Source organism: Hoyosella levis, from assembly GCF_026008515.1.
GTDB classification, from domain to species: domain Bacteria; phylum Actinomycetota; class Actinomycetes; order Mycobacteriales; family Mycobacteriaceae; genus Lolliginicoccus; species Lolliginicoccus levis.
Genome location: NZ_BQYM01000002.1, coordinates 194,340 through 211,757 on the forward strand (window position 1 = coordinate 194,340; position 17,418 = coordinate 211,757).

Consider the following 17,418-nt stretch of genomic DNA (forward strand, 5'->3'; position numbering starts at 1 on the left):
CGACCGCAGTGCGGAACGGTTCCGGTTCGCTTGGTGCCCCTTGAGTCGTCACGAGTCGGACGGTATCGGTGACACGCCGGCACGACACGGAGGCGCGCCGTTGGTCGTGACGGTCTGAAACCGTTCTGTGCTGAAATGAATGCGCGGGAAGCATGATCCGCGCCACCTGCCGATGATCTTGCTCGGGTGTGGCACCGGGCACGTCGCTAGACGTGGGAGTATGGAGGCATCATGAGTGACTCACTGCCGAGGCCCGCGGGCGCGACCCGCCGCCTGCTCCCCGCTGCCCCGTTCCTCGCCGCCGCCACTGGCTCCCGCCCGAGCCAGCGACCCGTGTGGTTCATGCGACAGGCAGGCCGGTCCCTGCCCGAGTACCGCGAGCTCCGCAAGGGCATCGGCATGCTCGAGTCCTGCTTCCGTCCCGAGCTCGTCTCGGAGATCACCCTGCAGCCGGTGCGCCGCCACGGAGTCGATGCGGCAATCCTGTTCTCCGACATCGTGGTGCCGCTCAAGGCCGCCGGGGTGGACCTCGACATCGTCGCGGGCCGTGGCCCCGTCGTGCAGCATCCGCTGCGTGCTTCCGCGGACATCGCCGCGCTCCCGCGCCTGCGGCCAGAGGAGGTCGGCGCGGTCACCGATGCGATCGGCATCCTCGTCAACGAGCTCGGCGACACCCCGCTGATCGGGTTCGCTGGTGCCCCGTTCACCCTTGCCTCGTATCTCGTCGAGGGCGGCCCGAGCCGCAACCACGAGCACACCAAGGCGCTGATGCACAGTGATCCGGACTCCTGGCACGCGCTGCTCGGCAAGCTCGCCGACATCGCCATCGTCTTCCTGCAGGCGCAGATCCGCGCCGGGGTGGATGCGGTCCAGCTGTTCGACTCCTGGGCGGGCGCGCTGTCGCTCGCGGACTACCGCCGGTTCGTGCTGCCGCACTCCAGCCGCATCCTTGATGAGCTCGCGTCCACCGGTGTGCCCCGCATCCACTTCGGCGTAGGCACCGGCGAGCTGCTCGGCGCAATGAGCGAGGCCGGCCCGGACGTGGTGGGCGTCGACTTCCGGGTGCCGCTCGATGAGGCCGTGAAACGCATCGGGCCGGGCAAGGCGATCCAGGGCAACCTCGATCCGGCCGTGCTGTTCGCGGACTGGGCCACGATCGAGCACGAGGTCCGCCGCATCGTCCGCGAGGCGGATGCCGCGCAGCAGGCCGGTGCGATCGGGCACATCTTCAACCTCGGCCACGGCGTGCTGCCCGACACCGACCCGACCGTGATCACCCGCGTCGTCGAGCTGGTCCATTCCCTCTGATGGCTGCCTCGCCACGTGCTCTCGTGCTCGGCGCGGGAATCTCCGGGCTACTGGCCGCCTATCGCCTGCGGCAGCAGCTCGGCCCTGCCGCGGCCATTGTCGTCGCTGATCCTGATCCCGCGAGCGGCGGCAAGCTTCGCACCGGGAGCCTCGGGGAGCACGGGGGGCCGGTGGAGCTCGGGGCGGAGGCATTCGTGCGGCGTCGCCCCGAGGTGACTCGGCTCGCTGACGAGCTCGGTATCGCCGATCAGCTCGTTCACCCCTCCGGCCTGCGTCCGGCCATCTGGGCCGGGCATGAGCTCCACCCCATGCCGACAGGGACCTACATGGGCATTCCCCTGGGTCCCGAGGCGCTCGAGGGGCTTGTGGATGCCGTCACCCTCGCCCGCATTGCCGACGAGCCGGGACAACCCCTGGACTGGACTCCAGGGCAGGACATGAGCCTCGGAGGACTCCTCGCCGAGCGCTTCGGGCCCCAGGTGGCCCAGCGTTCCGTCGATCCCCTCATGGCGGGCGTCTACGGCGGCGGCACCGAGCATATCGGCGTGCGCGCCGCCACCCCCGAGCTTGCTGCCGCGCTCGACAACGGTGCCACCAGCGTCACCGCAGCGGCCCGCTCGGCCCTGCGCCCGGGACCGGCAGGCCCCGTGTTCGCCACGTTCCGCGACGGCTATCGCATCCTTGTCGAGGCGCTGGAGCAAGCGGCTCGCGCTGAGCGATCGCGGGAATCCCTCGAGCAACCACTGCGCTCCGATGGCCCAGGATGGGACGCAGGACCGCTCGGGCACGCCGATATCGTCGTCATCGCCACGCCCGCGCCCGCCGCCGCACGCCTCCTCGCGCAGGCCGCACCAGCAGCAGCGCGCGAGCTTGCTCGTATCCAGCACGCATCGGCGGCGCTGGTCACCCTCGACCTGCCGCTCGACGCCGGGATCCCGCAGCATTCCGGCGTGCTGGTTGCAACGGGCGAGGACCTCACCGCGAAGGCGTTCACTTTCACCAGCCGCAAGTGGACCCACCAGGCCCACCGCAACCTCGTGCGCGTCTCCCTCGGCCGCTTCGGTGATGCGCCCGGAACCAGCATCCTCGACCAGCCTGATGCACGGATCATCGAGGTCGCGCGGGCGGACCTGCAGGCCGTTGCCGGAGTGGCGGATGCACCGCTCGCTACGCGCCTGCACATCTGGCGGGACGGGCTGCCGCAGTACGAGCCTGGCCACGCCGAGCGCGTTGCCGCCATCGAGAATGCCGTCACGCCCCTGCCTGGCCTCGCTCTCGCGGGTGCCTACCTTCACGGCGTGGGCGTGCCCGCCTGCATAGCCACCGCCGACGCGGCCGTCGCGCAAGCACTCTCGGGCGTGGCAGGATAGGGCGCATGGCACGGCTCGATTACAAGGCGCTCAACGACACCATCCGCTACCTCATGTTCTCCGTGTACCGGGTGGAGCCCGGACTGCTCGGCGAGGACCGGGAGGCCGCGCGCGCGGACCTGCAGCGCTACCTCGACGACCTCGACGAGCGCGGGGTGATTGTCCGGGGCCTCTACGACGTCTCCGGCCTGCGGGCCGACGCCGACTTCATGATCTGGACGCACGCCGAGAGCATCGAGCAGCTCCAAGCCGCCTACCAGGACTTCCGGCGCACCACGATCCTCGGTCGCGCGAGCAGCCCCGTGTGGAGCGTCGCCGCCCTGCACCGGCCCGCCGAGTTCAACAAGAGCCACATCCCCGCGTTCATCGCCGGAGAAGACCCCGGCAACTACATCTGCGTGTACCCCTTCGTGCGCTCCTACGACTGGTACCTGCTGCCCGATGCGGAACGCCGTACCATGCTCGCCGACCACGGCAAGGCCGCCCGGGGCTACCCGGACGTGCGCGCGAACACCGTGAGCTCGTTCGCGCTCGGCGACTACGAGTGGATCCTCGCCTTCGAGGCGCCCGAGCTGCACCGCATCGTCGACCTCATGCGCGACCTGCGCGCCACCGAGGCACGCCTGCATGTCCGCGAGGAGATCCCCTTCTATACTGGCCCGCGCGTGGAGCCCGAGGCATTGGTGCGGGCGCTGCCCTGACGCTGCGCGCCGGCAGAAGGTGGCCAGGCCAGATGGCCGCGTTGTGTGCGGTTTTGCAACCTCGCACGGCCGCCGGAGGGTGCAAACGGTAACACTTCCGGGGGGGGGGCTCAGCCCACGACCGATCCTGGAGCGGGCGCGGCTACTCGGCGGGACGCAACCGCAAGCAAACCGAGTTAATGCAGTACCGCTGATCGGTGGGGGTGGGGTAGCCCTCGCCCTCGAATACATGCCCCAGATGGCTATGGCAATTGCGGCACACTACCTCCACGCGGCGCGTGAACAGCGAGCGGTCCTCCCGAAGCAGTACAGCATCCGAGTCGGCCGGGTCGAAGAACGACGGCCAGCCGCAATGCGAGGAAAATTTCTCGCTGCTGCGGAACAACTCCGCCCCGCACGCCCGGCACTCGTAGATGCCCTCGGTGGTGGTATCGGTGTACTCGCCAGTGAACGGACGCTCCGTCCCGGCCTGCCGCAGCACCGCGTACTCGATGGATGACAGCTTCTTGCGCCACTCGGCATCAGCAAGCTCGAAGCGCGGCGGTGGCAATTGATCAGAACCCATGCCACAACGCTAATAGGTTTTCCGGTCCCGTGCCGCTAGGGGTGGTCTAGCTGCCCGACGATCCGGAGGGCAAGCAGAGGGAGCCGGAGCACTCGGCGGGGGCGATATCAATGGTGATCACCGACACCGAGTCGTCGACGTTGTTGGCGACGTAGATGCGGGTGCCGTCGGGGGTGATGGCAAGTCCCTGCGGGGCGTCGCCGACGGGGACGGTGGCGGTGACCGTGTTGGTGGCGGCGTCGATCACCGACACCGAGTCACCGAACGCGTTGGTGACGTAGGCGCGGGCGCCGTCGGGGGAAATGGCCACACCATTCGGGGCGTCGCCGACGGGGATCGTGGCGGTGACAGTGTTGGTGGCAGTGTCGATCACCGACACCGAGTCCCCACCGACATTGGCGACGTAGGCGCGGGCGCCATCCGGGGTGACCGCAACCCCGAACGGGTCGGCGCCGACGGGGATCGTGGCGGTGACCGTGTTGGTGGCGGTGTCGATCACCGATACCGAGTCATCGCCCAAGTTGGCGACGTAGGCGAAGGCGCCGTCCGGGGTGACCGCAACCCCACGCGGGCGGTCGCCGACGGGGACGGTGGCGGTGACCGTGTTCGTGCTGGTGTCGATCACCGACACCGAGTCACTGCTGAAGTTGGTGACGTAGGCGCCGGTGCCGTCGGCGGTGATGGCCACCCCGAACGGCGTGTCGCCGACGAGGACGGTGGCGGTGACCGTGTTGGTGGCGGTGTCGATCACTGACACCGAGTCATCATCGGAGTTGGCGGTGTAGGCGAGGGCGCCGTCCGGGGTGATGGCCACTCCGATCGGGCCGGCGCCGACGGGGACGGTGGCGGTGACCGTGTTCGTGCTGGTGTCGATCACCGACACCGCGTCGTCGTTGAAGTTGGCGGCGTAGGCGCGGGCGCCGTCGGGGGTGATGGCCACCCCGGACGGGCCGTCGCCGACGGGGATGGTGGCGGTGACCGTGTCCGCAGCGGCGGTGGCGGGCAGCGCGGCGGCGAGGGCCACGACGATGGCTGGGACCATCGTCCGCGCGGCGGCGCGCCACCGGGTTCGGGGGGCTGCTGTGGTCGAGGGCGTTGACGGCATGGCTGATCCTCATCTCGGGGCAGGCTCGCCCTGCCAGGAAAACGCGCAGCGTAACCCGGCGGCGCGACACTCAACGAATATGCCACAGCAGCACCATGCGCATCAGGAGAAACAAAGTGTGCAATCCGGTGAATCTTGCTCGCGGGGCCGATGCCGGCGCGGGGCCGACCGCGGACCCTCCAGGTGCGCGGCGAGGACGGCGTGCCCCGCGTCATGGAATTGCGCGCCGAGGGGCATCGACCGGTCGTGGTGGTCTAGCTGCCCGACGATCCGGAGGGCAGGCAGATCGAGCCGGAGCACTCGGCGGGGGCGATCTCGATCACCACGTTGGTGGTGGCGTCGGGGGCGATGGCGTTGGTGGCGGTGACCGTGATCGGGAAGGTGCCGGCCTCGGTGGGGGTGCCCGACAGGGTGCCGTCGGGGCCGAGGACCAGCCCGGCGGGGAGCGGGTCGGCGGTGGTGACCGTCGGGGCAGGCTGGCCGGTGGTGCTGAACGCGAAGTTGTAGGGCTGCCCGACGGTCCCGGCGGGGGGCGCGCCGGTGACGGTGGGGGCGACCTCGATGGTGATCACCGACACCGAGTCGTCGATGTTGTTGGCGACGTAGGCGCGGGTGCCGTCGGGGGTGATCGCCACCCGGAACGGGGCGTCGCCGACGGGGATCGTGGCGGTGACGGTGTTGGTGGCGGTGTCGATCACCGACACCGAGTCGTCGTTGTTGTTGGCGGCGTAGGCGCGGGCGCCGTCCGGGGTGATGGCCACCCCGATCGGGAGGCCGCCGACTCCGATGGTGGCGGTGACGGTGTTGGTGGCCGTGTCGATCACCGACACCGTGTCGTCGTTGAAGTTGGTGACGTAGGCGCGGGCGCCGTCCGGGGTGATGGCCACGTCGAGCGGGCCGTCGCCGACGGGGATGGCGGTGACGGTGTTGGTGGCGGTGTCGATCACCGACACCGAGTCATCGCCCAAGTTGGCGACGTAGGCGAACGCGCCGTCGGGGGTGATGGCGACCCCGCGCGGGCCGTCGCCGACGGGGATGGCGGTGACGGTGTTGCTGGCGGTGTCGATCACCGACACCGTGTCGTCGTTGAAGTTGGCGGCGTAGGCGCGGGTGCCGTCGGGGGTGATGGCCACCCCGATCGGGCCGTCGCCGACGGGGATGGTGGCGGTGACGGTGTTGCTGGCGGTGTCGATCACCGACACCGAGTCATCGCCCAAGTTGGCGACGTAGGCGAACGCGCCGTCGGGGGTGATGGCCACGTCGAGCGGGCCATCGCCGACTCCGATGGTGGCGGTGACGGTGTTGGTGGCCGTGTCGATCACCGACACCGCGTCGTCGTTGAAGTTGGCGGCGTAGGCGCGGGCGCCGTCGGGGGTGATGGCCACCCCGGACGGGCCGTCGCCGACGGGGATGGTGGCGGTGACCGTGTCCGCAGCGGCGGTGGCGGGCAGCGCGGCGGCGAGGGCGACCACCACTGTAGGGACAATCATCCGGGCGGCGGCTCGCCACCGGGTTCGGGGGGCTGCTGTGGTCGAGGGCGTTGACGGCATGGCTGATCCTCATCTCGGGGCAGGCTCGCCCTGCCAGGAAAACGCGCAGCGTAACCCGGCGGCGCGACACCCAACGAATATGCCACAGCAGCACCATGCGCATCAGGAGAAACAAAGTGTGCAATCCGGTGAATCTTGCTCGCGGGGCCGATGCCGGCGCGGGGCCGACCGCGGACCCTCCAGGTGCGCGGCGAGGACGGCGTGCCCCGCGTCATGGAATTGCGCGCCGAGGGGCATCGACCGGTCGTGGTGGTCTAGCTGCCCGACGATCCGGAGGGCAAGCAGATCGAGCCGATGCACAGTTGCGGCGCGATCTCGATGACCACGTCGGTGGTGGCGTCGGGGGCGATGGCGTTGGTGGCGGTGACCGTGATCGGGAAGGTGCCGGCCTCGGTGGGGATGCCCGTGATGGTGCCGTCGCCCGCGAGTACTAGCCCGGCCGGGAGCGGGTCGGCGGTGGTGACCGTCGGGGCAGGCTGGCCGGTGGTGGTGAACGCGAAGGCGTAGGGCTGCCCGACGGTCCCGGCGGGTGGAGTGCCGGAGACCGTGGGGGCGACCTCGATGGTGATCACCGAGACGGTGGATTGGATCTGGTTGGCGACGTAGACGCGGGTGCCGTCGGGGGTGATGGCAACGGAGGTCGGGAAATCGCCGACGGGGATGGTGTCGATAACGGCATTGGTGGCGGTGTCGATCACCGACACCGCGTCACTGATGATCTGGGTGGCATAGACGCGGGTGCCGTCGGGAGTGATCGCCACCCCGACCATGGCGGTCCCGGTGGGGATCGTGTCAATCACGGCGCTGGTGGCGGTGTCGATCACCGACACCGAGTTGCCTCCGGTGTGGGTGACGTAGGCGCGGGCGCCGTCGGGGGAGAAGGCCGCAAACTGCGGACTGTCGTCGACTCCGATGGTGGTGGTGACGGTGTTGGTCGCAGTGTCGATCACCGACACCGAGTCACTGGACTGGTTGGTCACGTAGGCGCGAGCGCCGTCGGGGGTGATCGCCACCCCGCGCGGCACGGAGCCGACGGGGATCGGCGCGCCGACGACAGCATTGGTGCTGGTGTCGATCACCGACACCGAGCTTTCGCCCGAGTTGGTGACGTAGGCGCGGGAGCCATCGGGCGTGATGGCCACCCCGGACGGGAAGTCGCCTACGGGGATGGTGGTCGTGGTGGTGTTGGTGTCGGTGTCGATCACTGCCACCGAGTCGCTCTGGAGGAGCGTGACATAGGCGCGGGCGCCGTCAGGGGTGATGGCTACCACGAACGGCGCGCTCCCGCCGGTGGGGACAGTGGCAACGACGGTGTTGGTGGCGATTTCGATTACCGACACCGAGGCCCCGAACTGGTTGGTGACATAGGCGCGGGCGCCGTCGGGGGTGATCGCGACCGTGCGCGGGCCGTCGCCGACGGGGATCGTGGCGGTGACGGTATCCGCGGCTGCCGGCAGCGCAGCCATGGCGAGGACAGTAGCGAGGGCGAGCAGCAGTGTGACCGCCCGCGGCAACCGGTTCCGAGGCGCGCGGGGCCGTGGTGCCCGGATGAGCGTGCGTGCTGTGGTGATCGCGATCGTTTCGATCATGGCCCCTGTTCTCATGCACGTGATCCGGGCCTGCGATGCGGCGCGACGGGAGTGCCCGGTGCTGTCCGCAGACCTTCCGTGCATCACACCATTCACTGAGGTTGCCGGTGTTTCGCTGGGCAGAAAGAGACCCAAATGAGACGAACGCGACTGCGAGGGTGGCCCGATCTCGGGCCACCCTCGCAGTCGCGGTCCTCAGCTTGCAGCCGGGAGCGAGTCCTCGCGATTCTTGTGCAGGACGAAGTCAGTCGCGTTGGTCGTGCCCCGCGTCAAGAAGCTGCTCGTCGAGCGGCAGCGGCGGGCCGCGACGGCCTAGCTGCCGGAGGATCCGGTGGGCAGGCAGATCAAGCCTGTGCAGGGCTTCGGGGCGATCTCGATCACCACGTCGTCGGTGGCATCGGGGTCGACGCCGTTCGACGCGGTGACCGTGATCGGGAACGTCCCGGACTGGGTGGGGGTGCCCGACAGGGTGCCGTCGGGGCCGAGGACCAGCCCGGCGGGCAGCGGGTCGTCGGTGGTGACCGTCGGCGCAGGTTGGCCGGTGGTGGTGAACGCGAAGGCGTAGGGCTCGCCGACGGTACCGGCAGGGGGCGTGCCGGTGATGGTGGGGGCGACCTCGATGGTGATCACCGACACCGAGTCACCGCCGGAGTTGGTGACGTAGGCGCGGGTGCCGTCCGGGTTGACCGCCACCCCGGACGGGAGGTCGCCGACTCCGATGGTGGCGGTGACGGTGTTGGTGGCGGTATCGATCACCGACACCGAGTCGTCGTTGTTGTTGGCGGCGTAGGCGCGGGTGCCGTCCGGGGTGATGGCCACTCCGATCGGGAGGTCGCCGACTCCGATGGTGGCGGTGACGGTGTTGGTGGCGGTCTCGATCACCGACACCGTGTCGTCGCTGAAGTTGGTGACGTAGGCGAACGCGCCGTCGGGGGTGATGGCGACCCCGCGCGGGGCGTCGCCGACGGGAACCGTGGCGGTGACGGTGTTGCTGGCGGTGTCGATCACCGACACCGAGTCGCTGTTTTGGTTGGTGATGTAGGCGCGGGCGCCGTCGGGGGTGATGGCCACCCCGCGCGGGGCGTCGCCGACGGGGAAGGCGGTCACCGTGTTGCTGGCGGTGTCGATCACCGACACCGTGTCGTCGCTGAAGTTGGCGACGTAGGCGAACGCGCCGTCGGGAGTGATGGCCACCCCGATCGGGCCGTCGCCGACGGGGATATTGGTCGCGGAGGTGTTGGTGGCGGTGTCGATCACCGACACCGAGTCGCTGAGTTCGTTGGTGATGTAGGCGAAGGCGCCGTCCGGGGTAATGGCGACCCCGCGCGGGGCGTCGCCGACTCCGACGGTGGCGGTGACGGTGTTGGTGCCCGTGTCGATCACGGCCACCGAGTCCTCGTTGAAGTTGGCGGTGTAGGCGAGGGCGCCGTCGGGGGTGACGGCCACCCCGGTCGGGCCATCGCCTACGGGGATAGTGGCGGTGACGGTGTCCGCGGCTGCCGGCAGCGCGGCCATGGCGAGGGCAGTAGCGAGGGCGAGCAGCAGTGTGACCGCCCGCGGCAACCGGTTCCGTGGCGCGCGGCCAGGCTTGGGTGTGGTGATGGCGATTGTCACGATCATGGCCCCTGTTCTCCTGCACGAGATCCGGGCCTGCGATGCGGCGCGACGGGAGTGCCCGGTGCTGCCCGCAGACCTTCCGTGCATCACACCATTCACTGAGGTTGCCGGTGTTTCGCTGGGCAGAAAGAGACCCAAATGAGACGAACGCGACTGCGAGGGTGACCCGATCTCGGGCCACCCTCGCAGTCGCGGTCCTCAGCTTGCAGCCGGGAGCGTATCCTCGCGATCCTGGTGGAGGATGAAGTCGGACACGTTGACCCTCTTGGTGCGTGCCCGGTACTGGAAGGTGTAGCCGGGCCAGATGGTGCGGTTCATGCCCTGGGAGTCGAGGTACCAGCTCGTGCAGCCACCCGTTGACCACACGCCCGCGGAGAGCTTTGCCTGGATCTCGTCGTTGAAGGCGCGCTGTGCCGCAGCCGTGACCTCCACCGCGGCGTTGCGCTCGCCGGCGATCCGCATGGCTTCGAGGATGTAGCCGATCTGCTGCTCGATCATGTACACCACGGAGTTGTGGCCAAGCCCGGTGTTGGGGCCGAGCAGGAAGAACGCGTTGGGGAACCCGTTGACGGTGATGCCGAGATGGGTCTCCATGCCCTTGTCCCGCCAATGCTCGCCAAGGTTCAGGCCGTCGCGCCCGATGATGTCAACGCTGTCCATCGAATCGGTGACGTGGAAGCCGGTGCCGTAGATGATGACGTCGGCCTCGCGCTCGACACCGTCCGCACCGACGATCCCGTTCGCGGTGAAGCGCTCGATGCCGTCGGTGACCACCGTGGTGTGCTCGCGGGCGAGAGCAGGGTAGTACGTCGAGGAGCCGAGGATGCGCTTGCAGCCGATCCGGTAGTCGGGCGTCAGCTTCCTGCGAAGCTCGGGGTCCTTGATCGATCGCGCCACGTTCCACTTGCCCAGTGATTCGAGGGGCTTCATGACGTTCGAGTTGCCGTTGAGCCCGAACGCGAGGGATTCCTGGATGCTGTAGAGGCTGCCGCGGATCGCTTTCCGCAGTCCAGGAACCCGCGTGATCGCGGCGCGGGCCGGGGCGGGGATCGGCACGTTGGTGCGGGGCAGCACCCACGCGGGCGTGCGCTGGTAGAGATGCAGCTCGGCCACGTCGTCGACGATCTGCGGGATGAACTGGATGGCGCTGGCGCCGGTGCCGATCACCGCGACCTTCTTGCCGCGGAGGTCGACGCTGTGGTCCCACCGCGCTGAATGGAACGTGGTTCCGGTGAACTCCTCATCCCCGGTGAACCGGGGGATGCTGGGGATGTGGAGGGCGCCGACGCCGGAGACGAGGAACTCCGCCTCGTAGGTGTCGCCCTCGGCGGTCCTGGCCGTCCAGGTCTGGCTGCTCTCGTTCCACTCGGCCCCGGTGAACGTGCGGCCGAAGTGGGTATGTCCCTGCAGGTCGTGCTTCGCGGCGACGGACTTCATGTAGTCGAAGATCTCGGGCTGCCCGGCCCACAGCTTGCTCCATCGGGGGTTGGGCTCGAACGAGAACGAGTACATGTGCGCGGGCACGTCGCAGGCGCAACCGGGGTAGGTGTTGTCGCGCCAAGTGCCGCCGAAGTCATCGGCCTTGTCGATGATGAGGAAGTCGGACTGGCCGGAGCGCAGGAGCTGGATCGCCATGCCCATGCCGGAGAATCCCGTGCCGATGATGAGCGTGCGGGTGGTGTGGACTGTCGGAGCGGTGCTGGATAGCAACGTTGGTATCCCTTCGAGTGGGGTCGCGGCCTGGTGCCGCGGGGGTGGCTTGCGGTGCGGGGACGCGTCGTTGCGCCGGACAAGCCGTCGGATGTGTGAGTCAATGTGTACCGGATAGTCGGGCTGGTCGGCAATGACGGGCGTCACACCACAGGGTTCCGGGGCTTCCTGGCGGCAGGGGGCGCCGTTATCCAATCCGGCGGGCCACGCTGGAGCGGGGTCGTCGTCCTGGTTGGCCGCGTACGCTCGGGGAGCGTGGACAGTCCGGCGCGAGGGCACAGCATTTCCAGCACGACGGATAGGTAAGAAGCCGCCAGATGAATCGCGACGTTGAAAGACTCCTGGCAGGGCCTCGCGGACGACGTTGTTGCCTCGAGCTTGCCAAAGGCCTGGACCCGGACATCCTGACCGCCGCCTTCGAACTCGAGCACGGTGTCGAGGTAGTGAACGATTCCTCCGGGGTGCGCTTGATCCAGAACGCTCCGGGCGGCGATCCGTTCCCCGCTTCCTCGCTGGAGCAGCTCTCGGATCGCGTGGCCTCGCTCGATCTCGCCGACGTGGACGCGGCCAGGATCCAGAATGCTCTAGCCCTGTCAGTGGACTCAGCCAGGTATTGGCAGGAGCCCGACGGTGCGGACGCGCTCGCGAGCCAGCCGACCATCCAGGCTGCCCTCTCGCGGCTCGCCGCGCGCATCGTGTCGTCACCGATCATGGAGTGGCTCGTGGAGCCTCGCCGGACCGACCAGTGGGCCATCGATTGGCGATCAGCCAACGCCTGGCCGCCACTGCCGAAGGATCCGCGACAAGCACTCAGGCAGTGGTCGGCCGATGCGCGCGCGGAGGAAGCGCGGGCCGCGCGGACACGCCCGCGCAACCCCCATGCCGGTGATACCGGCAGCTGGTGGTCAATGCCGCTGGGCCTCATCGAGACCATCGGTCGTCCTGCCCTGGAACTCGGTCTCGTGGAAGACGGGTTCGGGTGGGAAGGAGCCACAACGATACCGGTCCGCGGGGGAGGCCGGACCTTCGAGGTCCGCTCGGAGGAGGACTGGATACTGCTGTGTCGATCCTTTCCGCTCGAGGTCACCGCGTCCCGGCGGCATGACTGGTTCCGCGCCACGGGCCGCGACGGCCGGTGGGTCATCCCTGACTGGGAGCGCGTCGCAGGTGAGTGGGACGCCGTTCATCTCACACCCTTGTGCTATCTCAGCAGTGCGACGCGTGCCCTTCGAGTGGACGCCGAGACTGCCTCGGTCATCGCCGGCTGGGACCCGGGCCGCACCATCTGGCTCACTGATGTCGCATGCGAAGGGGCCGGGCCGCGACAGGATTGGCAGCTCGATAGCTACAGCGAATCGTGGATCCCGGCGCCGTAGTCGCATCCTGCCGGCGCGAGCTGCAGGAGTGGTTGGCCGATCGGCATGGTCGTCGGACAAGGACTCAGCCAGGGCGCGCAAGGGAGGCCCAGGCATGGAGGTCCTGCGTACACTGTCGCGCATGCCGAGACTCTCGATGGGACATGTGGCAGGGGCGGCGCTCGCGATCACGCTGGTGGCTGGCTGTGCGGACGGCGGACAGCGGGCAACGCCGATCGGTGAGGAAGGCGAGGCCAGCGAAGCCGTCGAGGCCGGGGCATTCACCGACGGGGACGTCGTGAGCTTCGAATCGCCGACGGGCAACATCCTCTGCTGGTTCGGCCCGCGCCTCGCTGGCTCGCACGGCCCGGAGGGCCGAAACTCCCCGTCCGTTGCCTGCCAGATCAAGGACTCGGAAGAGCCCGCGCCGCCCCGCCCCGGGCATTGCGGCGAGAACATCGCATGGTATCTCTCCGCCGTTCTCATCGACGGCGAGGCGATGAAGGGGACCTGCTCCAACGGGGCCATCGCGCCCACGGGGCCGTCCGCAGCGCTCGACTATGGCCAGCACATCACCGAGCAGGGGGTGCGGTGCGCGAGCATGACGACCGGTGTCACCTGCAACGACCTAGGTTCCGGTGCGGGCTTCCACATAGCCCGCGAGGGCATCGACCTGTTCTAGCAGGCCGAACTCCGGCCAGTCGCTGCGCTGGAAAGGCCGCGCGACGCCAAAAGCACCGGAAACTGCCAAACGCGATAGAAATTGCACCGGGTTGTCGGCGGTTTCTATCGCGTTTGCGGCGCTAGCCCATTGCCCAGCTACCGTTTGCGGCGCTAGCCCATTGCCCAGCTACTCTGCCACGGCAGTCTTGCTGCCGGGCCGCCCCTCCGGGTACCGATACCGCTCCGGGATGCCGCTGTACTCGACATCGTCGCGGATGTACGGCGGATCGAGTCCTTCATGGAGCGTGCCGAGGCGGCGGGCGTCGAGCCACCGGTTGATCAGCACGACGAACACGACAATGAGGATGAGCGTCCAGCCGAACGTGGTGCGGAGGAACTGTGCAGCCTCGCCAAACTGCCGCCACGGCACCGAGTACCACATGTCGAACGTGAGGAACCCGTAGGCGGCCAGCCAGGCCGGCCAGTTGCGGACCACGGAGTTGCGCATCACCACGGTCATCAGCAGCGGGAACATCAGCATCGAGTAGTACATCTGCCCGAGCGACCCGATGAGGAACTGCGCGGTCAGGATCACGCTCGCTGCGGTGCAGAGGAAGAACAGTTCCTCGTGGCGGTAGTACCGGAATAGCAGCCATAGGGAGATGAGCACGATCACGGCCATGCCGCCGCGCAGGCCGAGCACGAGCCAATCAGGCAACCCGTAGTAGACGGCGTTGCCAGAGATCGCGCTATTGAAGTAGTCGCGGGATTCCGCTAGGTAGGGGGCTGTCTCGCGAACGAAACGGGCCGGGTCCTTCGACAGCGGCCACGCGATAGTCAGCAGCACGATGGGTATTCCGATGGCCCCCATGAAGGGTTGCCATTGCTTCTTGAGGAAAGGGAACACCAGCAAGGGCAACAGGATCGGCTTGATGGCGATTGTGAGGCCCATCGGCACGCCCGCCCACCACAGGCGGCGCTCGAGGAGGAACTTGATGAACAGCACTTCGGCGAGGAAGATCAGCCCGTTCATGTTCGTGTAGATCAATGTGTTGGACACGGACTCGGTGCTGAACATCGCGAGCACCGTGACCGGGAACGCCACTGATCGGATGCCAAAACCGAAGAGCTTCAGCAGGTAGTACGCCGCAAGCAGCACCGCAATGGCATTGATGATGATGTAGGTACGTCGCGCGATGTCATAGTCCATGTAGCCCAGCGGCGAGATCATCAGAGTGCCACTTGGCGGATACAAGTAATGCGGATGCGTCCAGTTGAAATTGTCGAGATACACGTCGCGGTTGTTCAGGAAGTTCTGCGCGGCGGTGTAGATCGGCAGGAAGTCATTGGTCACCGCACCGTTGAACGCCAGGATGATCGTCCGGTGGATCACCGTGAGCACCGCGAGGGGCCATGCCACCATCGTGATGATGCCCGCCGTGGTCAAGGGAGTTCGTGACGTCAACTGTGAGGGAAACACGCAGGTAAACTACCCCAACTCGGACGCGCTTTGCTGCATGACACCCACGGGTGGGTCAGCGGGGACAGGTCGTCGCAGCTGAAGCCTGCCCATCCGTGATGAAGAACGCAACTTGCTCGGCCGCGCAAGCGGAGCTGAGCACCGCGCCATGGCCGGTGCCCTGCCAGGTAACGCTGGAAACGGTGGAGCCATTGGCGAGCAACTGGCCGCGTAGCTCACGTATGGTGCCGGCGCCCGCGCGCGGATCCCGCGTCCCCTCGAGCAGCATCGTGGGAAGGGGCGCTTCGAGGTCGGTGGGAACGAGCTCGATGGTGGGCCAGGAAGTGCAGAGCAAGGTGCGCAGCAGCAATTGGTCGCCCACGATCGGATGGTCGTTGCGCCACTGCTCCGCGCGCTCCTGCACATCCGCCGCGGTAGCGCGGGCCAGGGTATCGCTGCACCGGCCGATGTACTGGCCGTCGGAGGAGCCTGCGGCGTGCTGGCCGAGGCTAAGCCGCAGTAGTTCCGCGGGCTGCCGGTTTCGTGCCTGGGCGAGCGCGGCAGCGAGGGTATCCATGCGCTGCTCGGCGGTGCCCTTGCTGTCGCCGAGCAGCCCGATGGTGGTGCTGATGATCGTTCCCGGGGTGACGAACCCGAGGCGGCCCGCGCGGGCGTCAGCGATCATCTCCTGGATCGTGGCGATCGGGTCGGGGCCGAGGGCGCAGTCGGTGGCGGTGCAGTGCGCGGCGAACGCCCCCATCGCCGCCTCGGCTCCCTCGGATTGCTGCATGGCGCTGGCGAGGTTGTCACTGCCGGGAATGGGCGGTGGCGCGGTGGGCATGGCGAGCGGCGAATCCAGCACCAGTCTCGACACCTTGTCCGGGAACAGGGTGGCGTAGGTGAGCGCGAGCGTCGCGCCTTCCCCGGAGCCAACGAGGGCGAGCCTATCGAGCCCCCATTCGGCACGAAGCAGCTCCAGGTCACGTGCGGCGTTCTCCACGGTGAAGAACGTCTCCATCGGCTCGAGCTGGTCGGTGCAGGAGAGAGTCGACTCCCGGCTGATCCTGGCGACCGCAGCGGTGCGATCCGCGATGTCGTCGGCATCCCGGGTCAAATCGATGTGCTCCTCGATCAGCCCCTGGCTCAGGCAGCTGATCGGGGTCGAGAGACCCGTGCCACGCCGATCCACCGCTACGACCGGACGGGAGGCGATCAGGGGAGAGGACTCGGCGGCCATCGTCGCCAATGCGCGGGAGGACGCCTGCGCGGTGCTTGTCGTCAGCACGACTGGAGGCGCGTCAACGGGCGTTCCCTCGAGGCGGGCGCGCGCCACACCTAGCTCGATCGGCTCGACGAGGCTGCCGGAGTGATCAACAGGAACGATGAGGGTGGAGCAGTCGAGCTGGACGCCGGGCGGCAGCGGCGGAAGCTCATGCGCGGCAGTGACCTCTCCCGCGCACTCCGTCCAGGCCAGGTCGCTCTCTGGCACTGACAGGCCCGGGGGAGCGACTGGACCGTCCACGCTGTCGGCGGCTGGCGCCGCGCCACGATCGATCGCGAGCGGCGGGCGCTCCGAGGGCACGGAGCCGCAGGACGCGACTAGCGCGCAGGCCGCGCCGAGCGCCACCACGATCAGTAAACGCCTACTTGGCACGATGCTCCCTACTTGTCCTGGTCCGCGCGCGCCCATCGCGTGAACAATGATCCGTCGCCATCTGCCAGGGTATGCGCGAGCCGCATCCGATGCGCCACAGCGGTCCGGTCCACCGCGATCCGTGGCGCGTCCCCGCCCACGAGCACGGGCGCTATGGTCAGGCACAGCTCGTCAACGAGATCGTGGCGCAGCAGCGCCCCCAGCAGCGACGGCCCTCCCTCGCACAGCATGTGTCCGAGTCCGCGCTCCCGCAGCGCCGCCAGCACATCGCCCGGGTGCACCGCATGCCCCTCGCGAGGCTCGAGCTCGATGACGTCGCCGCCCGCGTCCCGGAGGCGCTGCTTCCTGCTGGGGGAGGCCTCGCTGCTGGTGAGCACCATTGGCGGCACCTCGGTGCTGGTGAACAAGGTGTGCTCCGGGTCCAGGTCGGCCCGGCCCGTCACCACCGCGATCGGGGGGACCGGCTGCTGGCCCCGCTCGACGCGCAGCTGCCGCGCTCCGGAATCGATCCGCGCCCCGGAGTAGCCCTCGGCGCGCGCCGTGCCCGCGCCCACGATCACCACGTCCGCGAGCTCGCGCAACAGCCTGAAGATCTTCTTGTCGAGCGGACTGGATAATCCGGCCGACGCTCCGTCGATCATGGCGGCGCCGTCGATGCTGGACACGAAGTTGACTCGCAGGCAAGGACTCTCGGGATACTCGTAGAGCCTCGGGAGGTCCGGCGCGGCGCTCGATGCTGTGAACTGGATCGCAGAAAGGGGAGTGGGCACAC

Annotated in this window: 14 protein-coding genes; 5 read left to right on the forward strand and 9 right to left on the reverse strand. The window is 68.4% G+C overall.

Annotated features, from left to right (window positions below):
* The first annotated feature begins 231 nt into the window (after positions 1 to 231).
* Genes hemE through hemQ form a run of 3 tightly spaced genes read left to right on the forward strand, consistent with a single transcriptional unit; the run spans position 232 to position 3,379 of the window.
* On the forward strand, positions 232 to 1,308 hold the full coding sequence (gene hemE / locus QC765_RS03070; RefSeq protein WP_278312947.1) for a uroporphyrinogen decarboxylase: 1,077 nt from the start codon (positions 232 to 234) through the stop codon (positions 1,306 to 1,308).
* Entirely contained in the window at positions 1,308 to 2,678 is a 1,371-nt protein-coding gene (locus QC765_RS03075) for a protoporphyrinogen oxidase (protein WP_278312948.1), read from the forward strand. Before hemE ends, QC765_RS03075 begins: the two co-directional genes overlap by 1 nt.
* A gap of 5 nt (positions 2,679 to 2,683) precedes the next feature.
* Positions 2,684 to 3,379, forward strand: a complete 696-nt coding sequence (gene hemQ / locus QC765_RS03080; RefSeq protein ID WP_278312949.1) for a hydrogen peroxide-dependent heme synthase — start codon at positions 2,684 to 2,686, stop codon at positions 3,377 to 3,379.
* A gap of 142 nt (positions 3,380 to 3,521) precedes the next feature.
* On the opposite strand, the gene msrB is transcribed toward hemQ, so the two are convergent.
* The 6 genes from msrB to QC765_RS03110 all read right to left on the reverse strand — a co-directional run bounded on the left by msrB (position 3,522) and on the right by QC765_RS03110 (position 11,515).
* Complete coding sequence (gene msrB, locus QC765_RS03085) at positions 3,522 to 3,944, reverse strand: peptide-methionine (R)-S-oxide reductase MsrB (RefSeq protein WP_278312950.1); 423 nt, start codon at positions 3,942 to 3,944, stop codon at positions 3,522 to 3,524.
* 46 nt (positions 3,945 to 3,990) lie between these two features.
* A complete protein-coding gene (locus QC765_RS03090; RefSeq protein WP_278312951.1) occupies positions 3,991 to 5,049 on the reverse strand; it encodes a YVTN family beta-propeller repeat protein in 1,059 nt (352 codons plus the stop codon).
* 254 nt (positions 5,050 to 5,303) lie between these two features.
* Positions 5,304 to 6,539 (reverse strand): beta-propeller fold lactonase family protein, encoded by a 1,236-nt coding sequence (locus QC765_RS03095; protein ID WP_278312952.1) that lies wholly within the window; start codon positions 6,537 to 6,539, stop codon positions 5,304 to 5,306.
* Between the two features lie 314 nt (positions 6,540 to 6,853).
* Positions 6,854 to 8,188 (reverse strand): beta-propeller fold lactonase family protein, encoded by a 1,335-nt coding sequence (locus QC765_RS03100; RefSeq protein WP_278312953.1) that lies wholly within the window; start codon positions 8,186 to 8,188, stop codon positions 6,854 to 6,856.
* A gap of 312 nt (positions 8,189 to 8,500) precedes the next feature.
* Positions 8,501 to 9,808: a beta-propeller fold lactonase family protein gene (locus QC765_RS03105; RefSeq protein ID WP_278312954.1), complete on the reverse strand. Its 1,308-nt coding sequence runs from the start codon at positions 9,806 to 9,808 to the stop codon at positions 8,501 to 8,503.
* Between the two features lie 195 nt (positions 9,809 to 10,003).
* Positions 10,004 to 11,515: a flavin-containing monooxygenase gene (locus tag QC765_RS03110; protein ID WP_278312955.1), complete on the reverse strand. Its 1,512-nt coding sequence runs from the start codon at positions 11,513 to 11,515 to the stop codon at positions 10,004 to 10,006.
* A 317-nt stretch (positions 11,516 to 11,832) separates the two neighbouring features.
* Between QC765_RS03110 and QC765_RS03115 the strand changes: the two genes are divergently transcribed.
* Both QC765_RS03115 and QC765_RS03120 read left to right on the forward strand, forming a co-directional pair.
* Positions 11,833 to 12,891 carry a hypothetical protein gene (locus QC765_RS03115; RefSeq protein WP_278312956.1) on the forward strand — a complete coding sequence of 353 codons (1,059 nt, stop codon included), beginning with the start codon at positions 11,833 to 11,835 and terminating at the stop codon, positions 12,889 to 12,891.
* 121 nt (positions 12,892 to 13,012) lie between these two features.
* The gene (locus tag QC765_RS03120) at positions 13,013 to 13,552 is read left to right on the forward strand and encodes a DUF6636 domain-containing protein (RefSeq protein WP_278312957.1); all 540 of its coding nucleotides are present in this window, start codon (positions 13,013 to 13,015) and stop codon (positions 13,550 to 13,552) included.
* A 168-nt stretch (positions 13,553 to 13,720) separates the two neighbouring features.
* Here the strand turns inward: QC765_RS03120 and QC765_RS03125 are convergent, their stop codons facing one another.
* The 3 genes from QC765_RS03125 to QC765_RS03135 form a co-directional block, all read right to left on the reverse strand.
* Positions 13,721 to 14,956 (reverse strand): glycosyltransferase family 87 protein, encoded by a 1,236-nt coding sequence (locus QC765_RS03125; protein ID WP_373876659.1) that lies wholly within the window; start codon positions 14,954 to 14,956, stop codon positions 13,721 to 13,723.
* Positions 14,957 to 15,068: 112 nt separating this feature from the next.
* The gene (locus tag QC765_RS03130) at positions 15,069 to 16,646 is read right to left on the reverse strand and encodes an alpha/beta fold hydrolase (protein WP_278312959.1); all 1,578 of its coding nucleotides are present in this window, start codon (positions 16,644 to 16,646) and stop codon (positions 15,069 to 15,071) included.
* Between the two features lie 8 nt (positions 16,647 to 16,654).
* On the reverse strand, positions 16,655 to 17,416 hold the full coding sequence (locus tag QC765_RS03135; RefSeq protein WP_278312960.1) for a pyrimidine reductase family protein: 762 nt from the start codon (positions 17,414 to 17,416) through the stop codon (positions 16,655 to 16,657).
* Positions 17,417 to 17,418: the final 2 nt, after the last annotated feature.